The sequence below is a fragment of the Rhizobium altiplani genome, from assembly GCF_001542405.1.
GTDB lineage: Bacteria > Pseudomonadota > Alphaproteobacteria > Rhizobiales > Rhizobiaceae > Rhizobium > Rhizobium altiplani.
Window position 1 is genome coordinate 21,035 of the sequence record NZ_LNCD01000078.1, and the last position, 20,912, is coordinate 41,946.

Below are 20,912 nucleotides of genomic sequence, written 5' to 3' on the forward strand. Positions count from 1 at the left end.
CGTCAAGCCGCGCAGAATCCGCGGCGGACGATTTTGTATTGCATTGTATCCAGACCCTCGGTCGGCTTGGTTCCGATACATTTGCGACCGGCATCAGAAATATCCGGGATACCGAACGGTCCGATTTTGGCTCGTAAGCATGGGGCATTGGTTGCGCCTGCTAGTGCCAACGAAGGAGCAATCCATGAACGCACGGTTTATCGTCTCCGCGGCTCTTGTCGCTGCCGCCGTCATCTACCAGCCCGCGCAGGCCCAGCAGCCCGAAATTCAGCGGACCGATCTGGTGAAGGAGGACATCAGCGTCGCCGGCAAGGAAGTCGTCCAGGTGCGCGTCGACTTCGTTCCCGGCGCCTTCGCAGTGAATCATAGACACCCTGGCGAGGAAGTTGCCTACGTTCTCAAAGGGACACTCGAATACAAGCTAGAGGGCAGGGAAGCCGTGACGCTCCAAGCTGGCCAGTCCCTGTTCATCCCCGATGGCGTTGTCCATTCCGCGCGCAACGTCGGCGAAGGGAAGGCTTCGGAATTGGCGACATACATCGTCACCAAGAATGCGAAGCTCCTTGAGACCGTGAAATAGTCCAACAAAGGAGGAGGATACGTCATGACAGCAAGTGCCAAGGTAGAAGCCATCGACCTTTCTCGTCGGACGCTGTTGTTCGGGGGAACGGCTATCGCCCTGTCGACCGCCGTGTTGCCGTCGCTTGCGAAAGCGGCAGAAACCAGAATGGCGAAACCGGGCTGGAACGGCGAAATTCGCCCTTTCAAGGCCGAGGTTCCTGAAGCGGAATTGATTGACCTGCGGCGGCGGCTCGCCGCCACGCGCTGGCCTGACGGTGAGACCGTCACAGATCGATCCCAAGGCGTCCAGCCGGAAAAGCTGCGCGGTCTCGTCGAATACTGGCAGACCGGCTACGACTGGCGCAACGCCGAGAGGAGGCTGAATGCCTTTCCGCAGTTCCTGACGAACATCGACGGGCTTGATATTCATTTCATTCACGTGCGTTCCCCGCACGAGAACGCGCTGCCGTTGATCATGACGCATGGTTGGCCGGGCTCAGTGTTCGAACTCCTCAATGTGATTGGCCCGCTAACCGATCCAACGACGCACGGAGGCAAGGCCGAAGACGCCTTCCACCTCGTGCTGCCGTCCATCCCGGGATTCGGTTTTTCGGAGAAGCCGAACACGACCGGATGGAACCCCCAGCGCATCGCGAGCACTTGGGACGTGCTCATGAAGCGTCTAGGCTACACAAGCTACGTCTCCCAAGGCGGTGACTGGGGCGCGATCATTTCCGATGCCCTTGGCCGGCGGGCACCGGAAGGCCTACTCGGCATTCACGTCAACCGGATCGAGCGGGGCACCACCTTTCCGCCGGACGCTGCCCAGGCGCTCAAGAACGGCGCCCCGGCCCCCGCGACCCTTTCTCCCGACGAGAAGAAGATCTTCGACGATGCCAGGGATTTTCTGAATAATGGCTTCGGGTACGCCGCCATCATGAATACGCGTCCGGAAACTGTCGGTTACGGTATTGCGGACTCTCCAGTCGGCCTCGCTGCCTGGCTCTATGACAAGATCGCAGACTGGGTCTTCACGCGCGGTGAACCGGAAAAGGCTCTGACAAAGGACATGATCCTCGACAACATCACCCTCTACTGGCTGACGAACACCGGGCCTTCGAGCGGACGCATCTACTGGGAGAACACGGTCTCAGGCGCGAAGCTTACGGCGATTCAGGTGCCCGTCGGCGTGACTGTTTTCCCCGGCGAGGTCTACAAGCCCCCGAAGGAATGGCTCTCCCGCGCCTATCCCAAGCTGGTCTACTATAACCGCGCCTCGAAGGGAGGCCACTTCGCCGCCTGGGAGGAACCGAAACTGTTCAGCGAAGAGATCAGGGCGGCATTTCGGAGTTTGCGATAAGGTGTTGTCGATCGTTGAGGGACGCCGTCGCGGAATAGAACGGCCGGCACCCGCCTTCATCAATGTTTGACGAGGTCCTCCGACCGCGCGATCTTGAGGAAGGCGTTGACTAGCTTGGCGCCGGTTCGCTCCTTGAGACAGATCAGGGCCTCGTCCATAAGCATGTCGTCGGCCCTCACGATTTCCAAAGGAACAAAGCATCGGCCCCGTCCAAACTCGGCCGGGAAACGAAACCAACACAGCCGCCGACCGCAACGATCTCGCGAACAGCCTCCCGACCCTCGGCCTCGATCGTGGGCGGGCGGCCTTCGCCGCACGGTCGCTGATCTGCTGGATAACGTTCTTCTGTTTGTGTTCCAGGCCCGAGGTCAGTGCAGCCCGAACTCGTTCAAGAGTTGCTCGCGGAACTTGACGAAACGCGCCTCGCTCCGGTTACGTGGGCGTGGCAGGTCGATGTCGATCTCGCGTGTGCGGCCGCCTTTCTCCTTGGGGAGAATGAGGACCCGGTCAGCAAGGTAGACGGCCTCCTCGAGATCGTGGGTTACCAGGATCATGGTGACCTTTTCCTCCCGCCAGATGCGCGCCAGCTCTTCCTGCATCGTGATCTTGGTCATGGCATCAAGCGCGCCGAAGGGCTCGTCGAGAAGCAGAATTTCCGGTTTCACCGCTAGCGCCCTTGCGATGCCGACACGCTGCGCCATGCCTCCCGAGAGCTGGGCCGGCAGCGCCTCGGTGAAATCGCCGAGACCGACGAGTTCCACGTAGTGTCGGGCGCGATCCCGAGCCTCTGCTTTTCGCAATCCGCGGTTTTCCAGCGGAAAGGCGACATTGTCGAGCACGCTCAGCCAAGGGAGAAGCCGTGGCTCCTGAAAGATCACGGCACGATCGGTGCCCACACCATGGACCGGCTGACCGTCGATCAATACCTCGCCTCGGTCGGCCTCTTCGAGGCCGGCGAGAACCCTGAGCAGGGTCGTTTTGCCGGAGCCAGAGGCTCCGACAATAGCCAGACTCTCACCGGCGCGAATCTGGTTATTGACCGCTTGGAGCACACTGAGATGGCGCCCGTTGATCGAGAAGGATTTAGAAAGGTTCCGGATCGTCACCTCTCCACGCGTGGCAAGTTCAGTGAGTGCCATCTGTCTGCTTCCTCAATTCGCGGCGACGGCGAAGTTCGCCGGATCGTAAAGAATATCCTCGGCCTTCAGCTGTCCCGGCTGCAGGACGCCGCCGCGGGCGAGGATGTCGATCCAGAATTGCAAGTCGCGTGGAACGGCCTTGCCGCCCTCGCGCACGCCGTAACCGGTGAAATACTGCGCGATATCAGGGTTCTCGTTGCGCGAGGCAAGAACCTTGGCGATGACAGCTTTCGTTTCCTCGGGATGGAGGCGGGCATATTCGAGCGCGGCCTGCGACTTCTCGACGAAGGTCTTGGCGGCGGCCGGATGCTGCTTGATCCAGTCGCGGCGCAGCACAACAAAGCCGCCGGCTATTTCGCCGAGAACATCCGTATCACCGAAAACCTTCTGAAGGGGGCCGTTCTTCAGGGCGGCGCCTTCAAAAGTCTTCTGCCAATAGCCGAAAGCCGAAATGTCGACCTGCTTTGAGCGCAGGACCTGTTCCAGCTGCGGGCCAGGCACGACCACGAGCTTGGCGGCGTTTTCCGGCAGGCCGACGGAGTGGAGCGCCTCGCGTACGGTATAGTCGAGGTGGGCGCCAAGCGTGTTAACAGCGATCGTCTTGCCGGCGAGATCCTTGATGGATTTGATCGGGTTGCCTTCAAGCGTGTAGAAAATGCTCTCGGTGGTCTTGTTGATGCCGTTCGACGCATAGGCGGCGACGAAATCATTGCCGCCAGCAATCGAGTTCAGGACAGCGGCCGTCGCCGCGCTGCCGAGTTCGACGTCGCCGGAAGCCAGCGCGAAGAGCGAGGCAGGCCCGCCCTGGGCATAGCCGACATTCTCGAAGGTGATGCCCGTATCCTTGAAATAGCCGAGTGCTTCGGCAAGTTCGTGACCGGAAAGGCCGCCTTGGCTTGCGAGATAGCGAATGGTGACCTGCTCGGGCTCGGCTGCGAAGACGGTGCCAGCCGTGCCTGCGAGGAGAAGGCTAGCGGCGGCGGCCATGCGGCCGAAGGAGCGACGGGAAATATGCATGTTAGTCTCCGTGGAAAGTTTGGAGCGGAAGGGCTGAGAGATGCGGATGATCAGTTCTTGACCTTGGACCAGCGGCAGAGCCGGGCCTGCAGGGTCTCCAGAATGAAATTCGCCGACAGACCGAGGAGGGCGAGCAAAAGGATGGCGGCGAACATCAACGGAATCTGGAAGTTGTATTGGGCGTTCATCACCTGAAAGCCGATGCCGGAATTGGCGCCGATCATTTCGGCGGCGATGAGCAGCAGAAGTGCGGTCGTGGCGCTGAGTCGAAGGCCCACGAAGATTTGCGGCAGGGCCGCCGGCAAAACCACACGGCGAAAGACGGTGAGCGGCTTGGCGCCATAGACGCGTGCCATCTCGATCAACTTCGGATCCACCTGCTTCACGCCGCCGATGGTGGCGAGCAGGATCGGGAAGAGCGTCGCCCAGAAGATCACGAAGATCTTCGAGGTTTCGCCGAGACCGAGCAGCAGGATGAAGACCGGATAAAGCGCGAGCGCCGAGGTCTGGCGGAACAGTTGCAGGATGGGATCGAGGCTGCGCTCGATGATCCGGATATGCCCCATGAACAGGCCGAGCGGAATGCCGACGCCGACTGCCGCGCCAAAGGCTGTGCCCGCGCGCTGCAGGCTGATGAGAATGTCGCCGGAGAAGGTGCCGACGGTAACGCCGTTCCAGAGGGCCCGCAAAATCGCGCCCAGCGGCGGCAACACAGCTGGATTGGTCCAGCCGAGCGACGGTGCGATCTCCCAAAAGAGCGCAAAGACAATCAGCAGACCATAGCGCGACAGGAAATTGCGCAAGAATACCAGGGCCTCCCGCACCGGCTTCTGCCGCCAGAAAGAGGTGATGTTATAGCTCTGCAGGGCGATCTGCTGTTCCGTATCCAGGGCCATGGCCAGTGCTCCTTTTGCGGTTTTGCTTACTCGGCGGCTTCGGTGTAGGCGGCACTCCACCTCGTGTGGGGAAATGGCAGCCCGAGATTTTCGCGCAGCGTCTTGCCTTCATAAGCAGTCCGGAACAGCCCGCGGCGCTGCAGTTCGGGAATGACGAGATCCACGAAATCGTTGAGGCCGGTAGGCAGCCAGGGCGGCAGGATATTGAAGCCGTCCGCAGCCTCGTTCTCGAACCATTCCTGCAGCGTATCGGCGACTTGTTCGGCCGAGCCGACGATCGTGAAATGGCCGCGCGCGGACGCGATCCATTGATAGAGCTGGCGAATAGAAAAATCGTTGTCGTCCGCGATGCGGCGGATCAGCTCCTGCCGGCTCTTCATCCCCTCTGTCGGCGGCGCCAGCGGCAGCGGACCATCGAGGTCGCAGCCGGCAAGGTCGAGTTCGCCACCGGTCAGCGCGTTGATCAGCGCCAGTCCGTCCTCCTCCACAATCAGGCTCGTCAATCGCTCGTATTTTTCACGCGCCTCGGCCTCTGTCCGGCCGACGAAAGGCGAGACACCAGGCATGATCAGGACATGGGACGGATCGCGGCCGAAGGCGCGGGCACGGTTCTTGACATCCCGGTAGAATTCCCGCGCGCTTTCGAGCTTCTGATGTGCCGTGAAGATGATTTCGGCGGTCGCCGCCGCAAGTCCGCGCCCGTCATCGGATTGTCCGGCCTGCACGATCACCGGATGTCCCTGTTGCGAACGCGGAACATTGAGCGGCCCCTCGACGGAAAAGTGCTCGCCGCGATGATTGGTGCGATGCACCTTGTCGACATCGAAATAGACACCGCTTTCGCGGTCGCGGATAAAGGCGTCATCCTCGAAACTTTCCCAAAGCTTCTTCACCACCGCGACATGCTCTTCGGCCCGGCGGTAACGTGCGGCATGAGGGATTTGCTTGTCGAGGTTGAAATTCCGTGCCGCGGCTTCGGTTGCGGTGGTCACCACGTTCCATCCGGCGCGCCCGCCGGAGATCAGGTCGAGCGAAGCGAATTTGCGGGCGACCGAATAGGGTTCCTCGTAAGTGGTTGACGCCGTCGCTATGAAACCGAGATTTTCGGTGAAGGGCGCCAGGGCTGAAAACAGCGTGACGGGCTCGAACCCGGCTACCTTTGCATTGCCGCCTTCGATGCCGCCGCCGAAAGCCACCGCCAGCCCGTCCGCCAGGAAATAGGCATCGAAAAGACCACGTTCGGCCGCCTGCGCAAGCTCGATGTGAAACTTCAGGCTCGTCGCCCCGTCGAGCGGCTGATCCGGATGACGCCAGGACGCAATGTGTTGCCCGCCACCGGGAAGGAATGCACCAAGCTTGATCTGTCGCGTCATTTTCAATCTCCCGTTGCTGCTTCACGCCGCTGCCGGACGGGCGGGCGGGCAAGTCGGGAAAGACTGGCACATAGTATATAGATTACATAGATTTTATTTTTTCGTGTGTGGGGTCATAGGGTGAAAGATTTTTCCTCGGAAGGCTCCCTACAATGGTTTTCCACTACCACGCGCTCCTGCCGTCAGACGAGAAGTTGGAAGGAGGCAGTTGTCTCCCATTGCGCTAACACGTCGCCGACATTGATCGGTCGCCGATTAGGCGAAGACGCCGAGAGGTCTGGAACCGATACGCCGCGCCAAAGAGGGTTCATCGGCGATTGGAGCCGCGCGGGTAAGGACGGCGGGCCCTGACCCCTGCTGGTTCGTCCACCGTCCGATGCTCGACAAAGCACCGCGAACGAGATCAGTGGCCGTCGTCCTGTTGTGATCCGGCGCGGATGGCGGCGAGCACGTCCTTCTGCAGGGCGATGAAGTCCGGCGTGGCGATCATGTCCTGATGCCGTGGCCGGGCGAGGCCGACGTGGAAGGTCGCGTTGATGCGGCCGGGATTGATGCTCATGGCGACGATCCGGTCCGAAAGGTAGACGGCCTCCTCGACGTCGTGGGTGACGAAGAGCACGGTCAGGCGGTGCTCTTCCCAGATCTGGGTCAGAAGCTCCTGCATCTGGTGGCGGGTGAGGGCATCGAGTGCGCCGAACGGCTCGTCCATCAGCAGCATCTTGGGCCGATAAGACAAGGCCCTAGCGATCGCCACGCGCTGCTTCATGCCGCCGGAGAGTTCGGAGGGAAAGCTGTCGGCGAAGCGACCGAGTTTCACCAACTCGATATGGTGGCGCGCGACGTCGCGGCACTCCGCACCCGTGAGCCCCGCGGCGCTCAGCGCGAATTCCACGTTCTGCTGCGCCGTCAGCCAGGGCAGAAGCGTATAGGATTGGAAGACGACCCCGCGGTCGAGGCCCGGTCCGACGATCGGCGCCCCGTCAGTCAGGAGCACGCCGTCGTCGAAGCCCTGCAGGCCCGCGACGATCGACAGGAGCGTGCTCTTGCCGCAGCCGGACGCGCCAACCAGTGAGACGAATTCGTTATCGGCCAGTTCCAGGTCGATGTCGCTCAGTGCGTGCATGCGGTTCTTCTTCGAACCGTACCACTTGTTGAGGGACTGTAGCTTCAGTTTCGGCTCGCTCATCTCAATGCCTCGACGCATAACGGAAGAGGACGCGCTCCAGCGCCTTCATGCTCTGGTCGGTGATCAGGCCGAGCACGCCAAGCAAAAGGATGTAGCCGATGATCGTCTGCGTCTGGAAATAGCGTTGCGAGACGACGATGCGGTATCCCAGCCCCGACGTGGCGGCGACCAGTTCCGCGAGCACCAGCCAGGTCCAGGCCCAGCCGAGGCTGATGCGCAGCGTATCCCAGATGCCGGGCAGCGACGAGGGCAGCACGATGCGTGTCAGAATGCGCGTTTCCGAGAGGCCGAGCGTGCGCCCGAGCCCGACGAAATCGGGCGGCACGCGCTTGACGCAATCCATCACCATCAGCACCTGCTGGAAGAAGGTGCCGATCCAGATGATCACGAATTTCTGGATATCGCCGGTGCCGGCCCACAGGATGGTCAGCGGCACGAAGGCTACGACCGGCATGTAGCGCACGAAATCGACGAAGGGTTCGATCGCCGCTTCCCAGGTCTTGAAGCAGCCAATCATGATGCCGATCGGGATCGCCATCGCCGAGGCGAGCGCGAAGCCGACCGCCATACGGTAAAGGCTGACGCCGGCATCGCTTAAGAGCGTACCGTCCAGCGCCAGTTCCACCATCTTGGAAAGAACAGCGCCAGGGTGCGGCAGGAAGATCGGCTTGACCCAGCCCGTCCCCGTCGCCGCCCACCACAGCGCAAAGAGCAGCACAAAGACGCAGACTGCAATCGCCACGAACGCGTGCGCGCCGAGCGGATCGCCGATGCGGAAGGCGCTCGGCGGTCGGCCGACGCCCGCGCGCGGTTGCGCTCGGGAGCCGCCCTTGGATGTGGAGGAGGCTTCGGGGGCAGACATGGCTTGTCCGTTTCTTGAAGCGCCGCTACTTGTTGGCAGCGTCGACGAAGGAGGGATCAATGATCTTCTCGGCCGATACGTCGTCGGTCAGAATGCCAGCCTGCTTGGCCGCCTTGAGCACGTCGCCGAAGGTCCTGCTGGTGAAGTCGCCGGCAAAGGCCTTTGCTGCTTCAGCGGTCGAGTAATACTGCACGCCGTCGAAGGCGGTCGCGAGATCTTGCGGCGAGGCGCCGACTGCCTTGGCGATGATCGTGCGGTCTTCCGCCGTGTTGGCCTTGTAGTCGGCGAGCGCGGAGTCCCAGGCCTTCAGCATCGCCAGCACTTGGCCGGGCTTCGACTTCAGCACTTCCTCGCGCACCACGAAGACGTCCGAGACGAGGCCCGGATCCTTGCCGGCCTCGAAGAGCATCTTGATGTTCTTGTCCTGGGCGCGGGCGGCGGAGATATAGGGCTCGTAGGTGACGGCAACGGGGACGCGGCCGGCAATCAGCGCCGAGCCCGCATCGGCGGCCGGCATCGGCACGCGGGTGATGTCATCGACGGTGAGGCCGTGGCTGGCCAGCGCGTAGTTGAGGAGGATGTCGCTCGTCGTTCCTTCTTCGAAGGCGATGTTCTTGCCCTTCAGGTCTTCCACGCTCTTGATGTCACCGCCGGCGAGGATCGCGTCGGCCGAGAGGCTGAAATCGAGGAGCGAGACGATCTTGACCGGCAGGCCTGCGGCGACCATCGCCATGGCGGTGTGGGTGGCGATGTTGGCCGCATCAAGCTGGCCGCTCGCCAGCGCTGCGTTGATGTCCTTGTCCTCGGTGAAATTGACGATCTGGACGTCTTCGAGGTTCTGCTTCTTGAAGAGATCCTTGGCGGCTGCCACGTGCCACTGGCCGTAGCCGAGCCAGGGCTCGATGCCGAGCTTGAAGCTGCCAGCCTCCGGCTTGGCTGGAATGTCGGCCGCACCGGCAGGCAGCGCCTGCGTCAGCAGCCCGACGAGGCCGACGGCGAAGGCGAGGCGTGAGAATTGGTGTCTGATGGACTGGTCTGTCATGGTTACCCTCTCTTTGTCCTTTGAGTTGTTGATTTCGGCATAATCGGCAACGCCACTGCTGTCTATCTTCAGCGCTCGCCATCCCCTCGCAGATAGGCGTCGCGGACCGGCGAGACCGCGTGAGCATGCGAGGAGAAGCCCTCGTAGACGGCAAGCCGGTGGGCATGTTCGGCAAACTCAGGATATGCCGGCGCGGTGACGTAGCCGATCGAACTGCGCTTGACGAAATCGGTGACCGAGAGCGGCCCGAAGGTGCGCGCCCAGCGGCTCGTGGGCAACACCGCGTTCGGCCCCAGGCAGAAGTTGGCAATGCTGACAGGCGTGTGGAGGCCGAGCAGTATTTCGGCGGCCTCGGTGATATGGCCGAGATGCGCGAAGGCGTCGCGCGACAGGATTTCCAGGTGCTCGGGCGCGAAGGCGTTCACGAATTCGTAGCTCTCTTCGAGCGACGAAGTCAGCACGATGCCGCCGCAGGTGCCCGAGAGGACCGTCCGGGAAAAGGCGACGCGCTGTTCGGTCATCCGCGCCCAATGCTGCGGCAGGGCCGCGAGCGCCTCTTCCGCGACGCGGCGACTGTGGGTGACGAGATAGGCGGAGGAGTCCGGCCCATGCTCGGCCTCGATCAAGAGATCGAGTGCCGCAAGGCCGCCATGCACGGTATCGTCGGCGAAGATCATGGCTTCCGAGGGACCGGCGGGCAGGCCGGTGTCGATGACGCCGGCAAGGCTGCGCTTGGCCGCGACCACCCAAGGGCTGCCGGGACCGACGATCTTGAGCGCCGGCTTGATCGTCTCCGTGCCGTAAGCGACGGCGGCAACCGCCTGTGCGCCGCCGACCTTGTAGACCGTTTCGACGCCGGCAAGGCGGGCGGCCACCAGCGTTGCCGCGTCCACCGTGCCATCAGGTGCCGGTGGCGTGACGATGGCAAGCTCGGGAACACCTGCGACCACGGCCGGCACCGAAGTCATCATCGTCACCGACGGAAACGAGCCCTTGCCACGCGGCACGTAGAGTGCCACGGACCGGATCGGCGTAAACCGGTCACCGGCAAAGGCCCCGTTCCGGATTTCCTTCAGCGACATGGCCGGCGGCTTCTGCTCCTCGTGGAAGGAGCGGATGTTCTGGATGCTGAACTTGATAGAGTCGATGACAGCGTCATCGACGAGCTTGAAGGCGGCGTCGAACTCGGCTTCGCTGACCTTGATGCGATCCTCGGAGATGTCGGCCTTGTCGAGCTCCCGCCCGAAGCGCGCTACCGCGCGGTCGCCTTCAGCGCGCACCGCCTCAAGGATCGGCCGCACCTTTTCGATGAAACCAGAAATATCGGTCTCAGATCGGCGCAGGAGATTGGCTTTCGCCTCCGCACTCAGCTTGGCATAGTCGTAAAAGGAAACGTCGCTCATTGCAGGTGCCCTCGTTTGCGCCGGAAACGGCGCGGATAGTCCTCGCACGGTTTTGCGCTCATGCGGTCTCTGCGCTTCACCGTAGCCGTGCTTGCGTTTTTATGTACGTACCGCTCGCCATCGGCGCCTTCAACGCCTTTTTCGCACAGCTGCGAGGTGTTCCATGATCGTCGCCGCAGCCGCCTTGCCCTTCGCACCGGTTTGGCCCGTCCACGGCACTAACATGCGAAAACACTTATGCAAAAGGCTGCTGCCGGCATTGCCAGGAAGGTAGTCCGATCTTGGGCGGCGGCGCCCGCTACTCATTAGCCGAGCAAGCCGCGTACCGGTTCAGATAGGGTCGGCCGTAGGGCTGAGTTCTGCGGAAGATCTCTCAGATTGACGCCAGGAAACCGCCGTCGACTGGAAGGCAGTGGCCGGTGATGTAGGCGGACGCGTCGCTGGCGAGGAAGATCACGGCGCCGCCGATGTCGGCGGCTTCGCCGAAGCGGCGTTGCGGGATCCGATCCAGCATGCGCGCCTGCCAGGCCTCGTCACGATAGAAGTCCTCCGTCATCGCGGTACGGAAATAACCCGGCGCGATCGCGTTGACGCGGATGTTCATTCCCGCCCATTCCGTGGCAAGCGCCCGCGTCATCCCGAGCAGTCCGGATTTCGATGCCCCGTAGGGCACCGCGGTCGGAATGCCGACGAAGGAAGTTAGTGAGCAGAGATTGACGATGCTGCCGCCCGAGACTTGCCGCGCCATCTGCCGGGCCGTCGCTTGTGCCCAGAAGAAGGAGCCCTTGAGGTTGGTGTCGATGATCCGATCCCAGAGCTCGCCATGGACATCCAGCGACTGGGACACCTGCTCGACGCCGGCGTTGTTGACCAGAATGTCGATATGGCCGGCCGAATCCGCAAAGGCTGACAGGGTCGTTTCGATCGACGCGAGGTCGGTCACGTCCTGGGCCGCAATATAACAGCGCCTGCCGCGCGCCTCGATGCGCGCTCTGGTCTCAGCAAGGGCAGCTTCCTCGCGCGCCGTCACACACAGATCCGCGCCTGCATCGGAAAGCGCCAGCGCGATCGCCTGGCCGAGCCCACGGCTGGCACCGGTCACGACGGCGATACGGCCCTCAAGGCTGAAAGATGATACGGACATTGCTGCTCCCTTCGCAAACGGCGCTCTGCGTCGTCCGGCTCAACGCGCCGAAGCAGCCTGTAAAAACGGCGCCATGCAATCACCTTTTCGCCGCCATATCCAGTGCGATGCGATCAGCGTGCCATTGTGTCCCGCCGGCATTGAGCGCCGCACACGGTCTGAACAATCTCGGGACCGATGAGTTTCTTCAAGACAGCGCAACCGATGGAGATCATCATGCCCGGGAAGGACAAGGAACTGTCGCGTGAAGAAGACTATCGCGATTTCGAAGAGCGCAATATCGATGAAGGCTGGCCTTATGCCGATAAGGGGCCAAAAGGAGTCGCTTCGGCAAATCGCGCCTATGGTTCAGATGACTCCGGCCGAGACGACAATAGTGGCTTCCGGGTGGACGGTGTGGACGAGGATGGCAATGAGAATCCTCTCAAGGATTCGCTGCGCCCAGGTATGATCGATCGCGACGACAGCGATGAACTGGAAGCGAAGGTGACTGAGAACCTCGAGAACATCCCTGACCTTGATATCGACAGTATCGACGTTCATGCGGACGGCCATACCGTGACCCTTGAGGGACAAGTCGAAACGATAGGAATGGCACGCAAGGTTGAACTCGCGGCACTCGCTGTCGATGGCGTGCGGCATGTCCGGAACAACATCGAGACAATAGCGGCTGACTCGCATATTCCGACTGACGATTGACGAAATGGCACGGCGAGATCCAGACGGTCGAGCGCTTGCGCTCTTCCGTCAGATGAATTGGCGCCACAGTGCGTAGGGTCCGCGAAATCCGTCCGGTCCTTGAAGTTGGACCTTCGCATGCTCAACGGAAGAGATCGGGCAACTCTGCTCGGGCGATCGCTCGGAGCCGGTCTGCCTCGGCTTTCTCGATGGAGCGGTATGGCCAGCGCAGCTCCGTTCCGACGGGGCCCCAGCCGCCGATTGCGCAGAGCAGCTTGTCGAGCGCGGCATTCGAATAGCCGTAAGTTTGGCGGAATGGAACGATGTGGCTGTCCATGAACGCGCAAATCCGCTTCTCGATGGCCAGCGCCGCGTCGATGTCTTCTGCCATCAAATCGGTCCACCACTGGGCGCCGCGCGGGCTGAGACAGGCCACGTTGGAAAAGGCGCCGGCGGCAACGCTGTGTTTCATGCCGGTCGCGAGGTGATGGCCGGGAATGAAAAGTGCGAACTCGTCAAGGTATTCGCGGGCAGCGGCATACCAAGCGGCATCGCCATCGGCGAGCTTGATGCCGACGACGGCAGGCGACGGGCGGCAGATGGCAGCCAGATCGCGCGGCGACAGTGCCCGCTTGGCATGTGGGGGATTGTAGAGGATCAGGGGGATTGCCTCTGCCTCATTCGCCGCGCGTTTCAGGAAATCGATTGCCTCAACATCCGTGACCGGCCACCAGTCCGGCAGAATGACCTGGATCGCCAGCGGCTTCAGAGCGGATGCGCGTGCAACACGCGACAGAGCGATGTGCGGATCTGGCTGGCAAGCGCCGATCACGAAGGGCATGCCGGCACTCGTGCAACGCTCCGCGAGGGTGATCTGGATCCTCTCGAACTCGGCGTCGGTCTGATTGTGGAACTCGCCAGCCGTACCGTTCGAATAGATGCCATCGACCCCGGCTTCGATCAGGATGTCGATCTCTTCGCCGAGTGCCGCGAAATCGATTGCGTCGTTCCCCATGATCGGCAGGAGAAGGCTCGCCCAATTGCCGGCGATCGAATGTCGTCTCTGCGTCGTCAAGGCATGGCTCCCAAAGGTATGTCGTCGCGAATGCACGCCTTGAGATGCCCCGGCGCGACTTCCCGCAACTCCGGAACGGCCTGGCTGCAGGCTTCGATTACGTGCGGACAGCGGGTGCGGAAAACACAGCCGCTCGGAGGATTGGCGGGGCTTGGAATTTCACCCCTCAGCACCCGCCGGTCGCGTTTGGCGCCAACATCCGTGGAGGGAATGGCGGAGAGAAGCGCGCGCGTATAGGGATGCTGCGGCCGGGCATAGAGGTCGCTGCTCGTCGCGATTTCCATGATGCGACCGAGATAGAGGACGATCACCCGATCACAGATGTACTCCACGACGGCCAGGTCGTGCGAGATGAACAGCATGGTCAGCCCGAGCCGCTGCTGCAGATCGCGCAGCAGGTTTATGACCTGCGCCTGAATGGAAACGTCGAGCGCCGACACCGGCTCGTCGGCGACAATCAGTTCCGGGGCCAGGGTCAGCGCTCGCGCAATGCCGATGCGCTGGCGCTGGCCGCCCGAGAACTCGTGCGCGTAGCGATTGATCGCTTCTGCCGGCAAGTCGACCTGTTCGAGAGCCACACGGGCGCGTTCGAGCCGTTCCTTGCGGGTTCCGATGCGCTGGATTTTCAGGCCCTCGGTCAGGATTTCACCGATGGTCATGCGCGGCGAGAGACTGGCGAAGGGATCCTGGAAGATATACTGCATGCGCGGACGCATGCGTCGCATCGCCGTGGATGAAAGGCCGGTCAGTTCGACGCCATCGAAGCGGACGTTGCCAGATGATGGCTCGACCAGGCGAAGGACAGAGCGGCCGATTGTCGTTTTTCCACTGCCGGATTCGCCGACGAGCCCTACGACTTCACCCTTACCGATGTCGAAGGAAATGTCCTTCAGGATTGTCAGCTGCGTACCGTGGGATGCGTAGCTTTTCGACAGGTCGCGAACGGAAAGCAAAGGCTCGGTCATCTAAATCTCCCGCCAGCGAATGCATCGGCTCTTATGAAGCGGTCCGACGGCTTCGAGTGCCGGAACCGCTTTCCCGCAGGCCTCGATTGCAAATTGGCAGCGCGGTGCGAAGGCGCAGCCGGAAGGCATGTTCATGAGGCTCGGAACGACACCCGGGATGGCCGCGAGCTTTTCGCCCGACTGTTTCATCCGGGTCGCATCGCCAAGCCGGGGCATCGAGGCGAGGAGGCCCTTCGTGTACGGGTGCTTTGGATTGCTGAAGACCTCGCCGACCGGGCCTTCCTCGACGATGCGGCCGGTATACATGACGGCGACGCGATGGGCGATCTGGGCGACGACGCCGAGATTGTGCGTGACGAACAGCATGGCCATGCCGCGCTCGCGCTGGAGCTTCAGCAACAGGTCCAGGATCTGCGCCTGGATCGTCACGTCAAGTGCGGTGGTCGGCTCATCTGCAATCAGCAAGGTTGGATCGCAGGCAAGCGCCATGGCGATCGTCGCACGTTGACGCATGCCGCCGGACAGCTCGTGCGGATACTGGCCAGCCCGACGTTTGGCGTCTGGAATCCCGACGCTCTCCAGCAGCGAAAACGCGCTGGCCATCGCGACTCTCCGGCTTGCTCCGCGATGAATGCGAATGGGCTCGGAGATCTGGTCGCCAATCGTATAGACGGGATTGAGACTGGACATCGGCTCCTGGAAGACCATGCCGATGTCGTCGCCGCGAATGTCGCGCATCTCGTCTTCCGTCAGCGAAACCAGATTACACCCGGATCCGTCCTTTCGGCGCAGCCGGATGCTGCCTGCCGCTATCGACCCGATGTTGCGGGTCAGAAGTCGCATGACGGAAAGGCTGGTTACCGATTTGCCCGAACCCGATTCTCCCACCAAGGCCACGGTCTCTCCCGCGCCGACGGTCAGGTCGACGTCGTTGACAGCCGTGACATCGCCTCCGCGAATGCGGAAGATGGTCTTGAGGCCCTGAATGGCGAGGATCGGTTCGGTTGACTGCATGGAGATCACCCGCGAAGCAGACCGGTTGCACGCAGGATCTCGTTGATCCTCGCTGTTTCAGCTTCGTCGAGCGCTGCTCGCGGGCGCGGCATGACGGCGTTGTCGATGATGCCGAGGCTCTTCATCGCGGTCTTGAAGCCACCGATGCCGGAGGCGCCGCCGCTGACGCGGCCCTGGGCAACCCAGACGATTTCGAAGAGCCGGCAAAGCCGTTCCTGCTCCTTGCGTGCGGCGACCCAGTCGCCACGCTGGGCGGCATCCCACAGGCGCACGTAACCATGCGGATCGACGTTGGCGATGCCAGGGACTACGCCGTGGGCGCCCATTAGCAGGGCGTTGTCGACGACAATCTCCGAGCCGGTCATCAGGAACACGTCCGGCTGATCGGCAAGATCGAGCAGGGCATAGCGGAAGTTGCCGTCATCGCCGCTCGAGTCCTTGAGGCCGATGATCGTGCCTTCTCTTGCCAAAGTCACCGTCGTCTGGCGCTGCAGCTTGACGTGAACGCAGACCGGAATGTCGTAGGCGACGAGCGGTACGTCGACGGCGTCGCGGATAAAGCGGAAATGGTCGAGGATCTCGGCTTGGCTGGTGACAGTATAGAAAGGCGCGGTGGCAACGACGGCGTCGGCGCCGGCACGTTTGGCAACGTCAGCGTGATGAATGACGCGATCTGTTGTCGGATCGATGACGCCGACGATCAGGGGCACGCGGCCATTCACCACCTTTGCCGAATGCTCGATGATCTCGCGGCGGGTCTTGTCATCGTGGAAAATCACTTCGCTTGTCGAGCCGAGCACGAAAACACCGTGACAGCCGCCCTCGATGAGGTGCTCCAGGACCCGCGTGTAGGACGGATAGTCGACCGTGAAATCCGCATTGAGTGGCGTCACGACCGGAGGAATTACACCTTTGAATTTCGTCATTGTCTCTTTCTTTCGGATGATCAGTTTAGTTCAGCACGAGGGTCAAAAGCGTCCCGAAGACCGTCGCCGATGAAGTTGATGGCAAGCACGGCAAGGATGAGCGCCCCACCCGGGAACAGCCATTGCCAGGGATATTGTTCGAGGACCGCCGTCGACCGGGCAGCATTCAGCATGTTGCCCCAGCTTGCGGCCGGCGGGGCGATGCCGAGGCCAAGGAAGGAAAGTCCGGCTTCAAGCAGGATGGCGTTGGCAATCTGCAAAGTCGCGTAGACAACAAGGATATCGATCGAATTCGGCAAGCCATGCCGGAAGAGGAGATGCGGCAGGCCGGCGCCCATTCCCCGAGCGGCGATGACGAAGTCACGCTCACGGAGTTCTAGAAGCCGTGCACGCACCATTCGCGCCAGAAGTGGCCAGGACAGCAACGAGATGACGAGTACCGTCGGCCAGATGCCCGTGCCGGCGATGGAGGCGAGCACGAGGAGAAAAATCACCGGCGGCAACGTCATCACGAGGTCGACGAACCGCATGCCCACGGCGTCGGCCCAGCGGCCGCCAAGGGCTGAGACAGCACCGAAGAGAAAGCCGATGACGGCCGACATCAGCGTCGACGCAATAGCGACGAGGAGCGAGATGCGGCCGCCTTCCATGACGCGGGCAAACACATCGCGTCCGACGCCATCGGTACCGAACCAATGTTTCAGGCTTGGGCCCGAGTTCATCGCCAACAGGTCGATGTCGTTCGGCTTGAAGCTCCACCAAAGGGGATAGGTGAGGATCATCGCCAGGACAGGAACAGCCAGGCAGACACCGAAAACGGCGGCGCGGTTGATCAGGAAGCGGTCGAGTGCACGGGCGAGGGGGCCGGGACTGCGGCTAGGGGTTCTGGCCAGCATAGTTACGCCACCTTGATGCGCGGATCGATCACCGCGTAGGTGATATCCGTTAGAAGGTTCACGACGATTACGCAGGCTCCGATAATGAGCGTCGCGCCCATGATGACCGGGTAGTCGCGGGTCTCGACGGAATCGACCAGCAGCAGGCCCATGCCCGGCCAGTTGAAGACGCTCTCGATGAAGATTGCGCCGCCGATGGCAAGGCCGATGGTCGAGCCGATGAGCGTAACGACAGGCAGCAGCGCATTGCGCAAGGCATGCTTGAGGATCACCCAGAACTCGACGACACCCTTCGCCCGCGCCGTACGCACATAATCCTGATTGAGCACTTCAAGCAGGGAGGCGCGCATATAGCGCATGATCAGAGCCGCTTGAGCGACCGCAAGAAGAGATGCAGGCAGGATCAGGTGATGCACCAGATCGAGGATCGAGAAGGCCTCGCCAGGCGTCTGCATGCCGCCGGATGGCATCCATTTGAGCCGCACCGCGAAGACGTAAAGTCCGATCAACGCGCTGAGGAACGCCGGGCTGGAAATGCCTGTGAGGGCAAGTACCGAAAACGAGAGGTCGGCGAAGGAGTTGCGTCGTACGGCGCTGACGATGCCGGTGGCGATGCCGACGATGATCGAGATGACGAGAGCCGTTCCCATCAATAGGACGGTGGGGCCGATCCGCGACAAGACTAGGCCGAGCACCGCCTGATCCATCCGCTTGATCGAGTAGCCGAGATTGCCGGCCAAGGCCTGCTGCAACCAGGCCAGATATTGTACGGGCAGCGGCTGGTCGAGACCGAGCCTGCTGCGCAGCTCGGCCAAATCAGCTGGCGACATCGGAATATTCGGATCGATATAGGCGTCGATCGGATCGCCAGGGGTGAGGCGCAGCAGTAGGAAAATCAGCATGCTCAAGGCAAGCAGCATGCCTATCCCGATCGCCAGGCGCCGGAGACTGTATCTCAGCATTGCAACTCCGTCCTGAAAGGGTGGCAGATGCCACCCCCTCGTACCAATGGGCGGTCTTTACTCGGCGATCGACCAGCGCTGCGGATCGGCCTGGTAGGGACCGCCTCCGGGAGCGGGAGTCCAGACGAAATCCTTGACCTTGGTGGAGACTACGCCATAGCGGTTTGCCACCCAGAGCGTGCCCCACGGGAGCTGGCTGTTCATGACCTTGCAGACCTGCTGATAGCGCCCGTCGCGCTTTGCCGCGTCTGGCTCGCCGAGGGCGGCATCGAGCGCGGCCGTCAGATCGGGCATCCGGGCGCGAACGACGTTCGGGCCGGCCGGCGGGATCTGCTTTTCGTTTAGCCCGACATTGATGCTGCCGGCGTCCGGTCCGTTTTGCAGGCCGGCATAAACCAGCTGAAACTGCGAAATATCGGCGTCCGGCTTCAGGACGATGCTGTTATAGGTCGGCGCATCGACGGCACGTGGCACGACGTTAATGCCGACCTGCGCCAGCATTGCCTGAACGGCGGCCAGCACATTGGTCGCCAAGGGCGTCGTGTAGTAGGTCAGGAGCGTGATCGGCTTGCCGCCGTTGATCTGGTCCCAGCCAGCTTCCTTCAGGAGCGCTTTTGCCTTTTCCGGATCATAGGCATAGGGATCGATGTCCTTCGGAACGAGCTGGTCAGCGACATAGGCGCAATTGGCCGGCTTCGCAGCACCGCCGTAGAGGCTCTGGATGATTGCGTCACGGTTGATGGCGTGCATCACCGCCTGACGAACACGCAAATCCTTCCAGATCGGTGATTCATGATTGAATCCCAGATAGTTGACGACGAAGGAATTGCCTTCGATCACGCGGAAAGACTTGTCTTCCTTGAATGTTGGGACCTCATTGGAATCGACATAGGTGAACTGGATTTCGCCGGCGCGAAGAGCGGCGATCGCCGCCGCCGGATCGGCGAAGTAGCGATTGATGATCTTCTCCAGGGCCGGCTTCCCGCTGCGGTAGTCCGTGTTGGCGGCGAGTTCGACATACTGGTCGTTGACATACTTGGTGAACTTGAATGCGCCGGTGCCGATCGGTGAGGTCGACCACCATGGGTTCTTGGCGAGCTGGTCGGCCGGTATTGCGGCGAGCGCATGCTCGGGCAGCATCATGACCTTGGTGAGCGTATCCATGAGGCTTGCGGATGGGGCGCTGAGTTTGAGAACGAGCGTGTGCTCGTCGGGAGCTTCGACGGATGAAACCGGCGTCAGGCGGGCCGCGAGAACGGAGCCGGTCTTGGCGTTCTTGGCAAGCTCCATCGTGAACTTGGCGTCCTTGGCGGTAAACGGCTTTCCGTCGTGCCACTTCGCGTCGACGAGCTTGAACGTGTAGGTCAGCTGGTCGGGGCTCACTTCATAGGACGATGCAAGAACGCCGACCGGCTTCTGGAGCTTCGCATCGTAGGTCACGAGCGGCTCGAAATAGATGCTGAGCCATGTGAAGCCGGCGGTGGCTGCAAGCGGATTGAAATTGCCTTGGAATCCGCCAGGCCCGACGTCGAAGCCGCCCGACAGGGTTGCGGCTTGCGCCGGGCGGGTGAGGCCTGACGCGACTGTTGTTGCCATCATCGCGGCGATCGCGATCGCCGAAAGTCGGGACAGAGTGTTCATTGCGTTCCTCCCACATTTGAACTTGTCTTGTTGTTTGTGATTACCTGCGCGATGCCTTCGTAGTGGCGGTCGAGGCGGCGGCGAGCCTCCTCCAGGTCCCGGGCTTCGACGGCATCGACGATGGCGGCGTGATCCCGCCAGGTGGCCATCGGGTCGACGTTATCGAGATTGACGAAATCCGAGGCCTTGTAGAAAGCGAGCCAGAACACGTCGATTAGCCGGCTCAGCGTTTCGTTCTCCTGGCAGCGGAAGAGCAGACGATGAAATAGCTGGTCGTCCTCGGCGAAGGATTCACCGCGCTCGGCATGCGCTTTCATGCGGTTGACGGTGGCGCGGAGCTCGGCAATGTCGTCCTTGCTGATTGTCTCCAAGGTCTTGCCGATCAGGCCGACTTCGAGCGTCCGGCGGATCTCGATCACTTCCTCAATCTGGCGAAGCGCCCCGCCAAGGCCATAGGCAAGGTTGTCGAGCAGCGGCTCGAACGAGAAGGCCTTCACGAAGATTCCCACGCCGCGGCGCGATTCCAGGACGCCCAGGGATTCCAGCGCCTTGATGCCCTCTCGCAGGGAGTTGCGGCTGACGCCGAGTTGGGTCGCAAGTTCGCTCTCTGCCGGCAAAAGGGTTCCCGGCTTCAGGCCATTGTCATTGATGTAAGCACGCAGGCTCTCCTGCACGGACACATGCAGCAGGGGGGCTCTTGTCAAAGGCTTCATGGTCTTTAGGGGCATGCTGGGTCTCGCTGCAGAAATTCCAGATGCCGAGATACATATCC

At 61.8% G+C, this 20,912-nt stretch carries 20 protein-coding genes and 1 pseudogene; 3 read left to right on the forward strand and 18 right to left on the reverse strand.

Features of this window, described 5'->3' with window-relative positions; translation table 11 throughout:
- Positions 1–184: 184 nt before the first annotated feature.
- The gene (locus AS026_RS16890) at positions 185–580 is read left to right on the forward strand and encodes a cupin domain-containing protein (RefSeq protein WP_018117145.1); all 396 of its coding nucleotides are present in this window, start codon (positions 185–187) and stop codon (positions 578–580) included.
- 24 nt (positions 581–604) lie between these two features.
- Positions 605–1,921, forward strand: coding sequence for an epoxide hydrolase family protein (locus tag AS026_RS16895; RefSeq protein ID WP_062370655.1), 1,317 nt, complete (start codon positions 605–607; stop codon positions 1,919–1,921).
- A gap of 59 nt (positions 1,922–1,980) precedes the next feature.
- Here the strand turns inward: AS026_RS16895 and AS026_RS42750 are convergent.
- From AS026_RS42750 to AS026_RS16940, 10 genes and pseudogenes are all read right to left on the reverse strand, one after another.
- A pseudogene (locus AS026_RS42750) lies at positions 1,981–2,219 on the reverse strand (LysR family transcriptional regulator); the annotation flags it as partial.
- A gap of 70 nt (positions 2,220–2,289) precedes the next feature.
- Positions 2,290–3,060, reverse strand: a complete 771-nt coding sequence (locus AS026_RS16900; RefSeq protein ID WP_062370657.1) for an ABC transporter ATP-binding protein — start codon at positions 3,058–3,060, stop codon at positions 2,290–2,292.
- 12 nt (positions 3,061–3,072) lie between these two features.
- Complete coding sequence (locus AS026_RS16905; RefSeq protein ID WP_425349813.1) at positions 3,073–4,047, reverse strand: ABC transporter substrate-binding protein; 975 nt, start codon at positions 4,045–4,047, stop codon at positions 3,073–3,075.
- 80 nt (positions 4,048–4,127) lie between these two features.
- The gene (locus tag AS026_RS16910) at positions 4,128–4,973 is read right to left on the reverse strand and encodes an ABC transporter permease (RefSeq protein WP_025660079.1); all 846 of its coding nucleotides are present in this window, start codon (positions 4,971–4,973) and stop codon (positions 4,128–4,130) included.
- Positions 4,974–4,999: 26 nt separating this feature from the next.
- A complete protein-coding gene (locus AS026_RS16915; protein ID WP_062370659.1) occupies positions 5,000–6,346 on the reverse strand; it encodes an LLM class flavin-dependent oxidoreductase in 1,347 nt (448 codons plus the stop codon).
- Between the two features lie 403 nt (positions 6,347–6,749).
- Complete coding sequence (locus tag AS026_RS16920) at positions 6,750–7,532, reverse strand: ABC transporter ATP-binding protein (protein ID WP_062370661.1); 783 nt, start codon at positions 7,530–7,532, stop codon at positions 6,750–6,752.
- Position 7,533: 1 nt separating this feature from the next.
- Entirely contained in the window at positions 7,534–8,394 is an 861-nt protein-coding gene (locus AS026_RS16925) for an ABC transporter permease (RefSeq protein ID WP_018117153.1), read from the reverse strand.
- A 25-nt stretch (positions 8,395–8,419) separates the two neighbouring features.
- A complete protein-coding gene (locus AS026_RS16930) occupies positions 8,420–9,436 on the reverse strand; it encodes an ABC transporter substrate-binding protein (protein ID WP_062370663.1) in 1,017 nt (338 codons plus the stop codon).
- Positions 9,437–9,504: 68 nt separating this feature from the next.
- The gene (gene hisD, locus AS026_RS16935) at positions 9,505–10,839 is read right to left on the reverse strand and encodes a histidinol dehydrogenase (RefSeq protein WP_025660074.1); all 1,335 of its coding nucleotides are present in this window, start codon (positions 10,837–10,839) and stop codon (positions 9,505–9,507) included.
- A 373-nt stretch (positions 10,840–11,212) separates the two neighbouring features.
- On the reverse strand, positions 11,213–11,983 hold the full coding sequence (locus AS026_RS16940; RefSeq protein ID WP_025660073.1) for an SDR family NAD(P)-dependent oxidoreductase: 771 nt from the start codon (positions 11,981–11,983) through the stop codon (positions 11,213–11,215).
- A gap of 216 nt (positions 11,984–12,199) precedes the next feature.
- Between AS026_RS16940 and AS026_RS16945 the strand changes: the two genes are divergently transcribed.
- Positions 12,200–12,682 (forward strand): BON domain-containing protein, encoded by a 483-nt coding sequence (locus AS026_RS16945; RefSeq protein WP_025660072.1) that lies wholly within the window; start codon positions 12,200–12,202, stop codon positions 12,680–12,682.
- A 121-nt stretch (positions 12,683–12,803) separates the two neighbouring features.
- On the opposite strand, the gene AS026_RS16950 is transcribed toward AS026_RS16945, so the two are convergent.
- From AS026_RS16950 to AS026_RS16985, 8 genes are read right to left on the reverse strand one after another with little or no spacing between them, the layout of a single operon-like run.
- Positions 12,804–13,736 (reverse strand): dihydrodipicolinate synthase family protein, encoded by a 933-nt coding sequence (locus tag AS026_RS16950; RefSeq protein WP_025660071.1) that lies wholly within the window; start codon positions 13,734–13,736, stop codon positions 12,804–12,806.
- Positions 13,733–14,701 carry an ABC transporter ATP-binding protein gene (locus tag AS026_RS16955; RefSeq protein WP_062370666.1) on the reverse strand — a complete coding sequence of 323 codons (969 nt, stop codon included), beginning with the start codon at positions 14,699–14,701 and terminating at the stop codon, positions 13,733–13,735. Before AS026_RS16955 ends, AS026_RS16950 begins: the two co-directional genes overlap by 4 nt.
- Positions 14,702–15,715, reverse strand: a complete 1,014-nt coding sequence (locus tag AS026_RS16960) for an ABC transporter ATP-binding protein (RefSeq protein WP_037216125.1) — start codon at positions 15,713–15,715, stop codon at positions 14,702–14,704.
- A gap of 5 nt (positions 15,716–15,720) precedes the next feature.
- On the reverse strand, positions 15,721–16,641 hold the full coding sequence (locus tag AS026_RS16965) for a dihydrodipicolinate synthase family protein (protein WP_018857268.1): 921 nt from the start codon (positions 16,639–16,641) through the stop codon (positions 15,721–15,723).
- 20 nt (positions 16,642–16,661) lie between these two features.
- The gene (locus tag AS026_RS16970) at positions 16,662–17,537 is read right to left on the reverse strand and encodes an ABC transporter permease (RefSeq protein WP_062370667.1); all 876 of its coding nucleotides are present in this window, start codon (positions 17,535–17,537) and stop codon (positions 16,662–16,664) included.
- 2 nt (positions 17,538–17,539) lie between these two features.
- Positions 17,540–18,499, reverse strand: a complete 960-nt coding sequence (locus AS026_RS16975; RefSeq protein ID WP_062370670.1) for an ABC transporter permease — start codon at positions 18,497–18,499, stop codon at positions 17,540–17,542.
- Positions 18,500–18,556: 57 nt separating this feature from the next.
- Complete coding sequence (locus AS026_RS16980) at positions 18,557–20,140, reverse strand: ABC transporter substrate-binding protein (RefSeq protein ID WP_062370672.1); 1,584 nt, start codon at positions 20,138–20,140, stop codon at positions 18,557–18,559.
- Positions 20,137–20,868 carry a FadR/GntR family transcriptional regulator gene (locus tag AS026_RS16985; RefSeq protein WP_026371801.1) on the reverse strand — a complete coding sequence of 244 codons (732 nt, stop codon included), beginning with the start codon at positions 20,866–20,868 and terminating at the stop codon, positions 20,137–20,139. The genes AS026_RS16980 and AS026_RS16985 overlap by 4 nt, the downstream gene beginning before the upstream one ends.
- Positions 20,869–20,912: the final 44 nt, after the last annotated feature.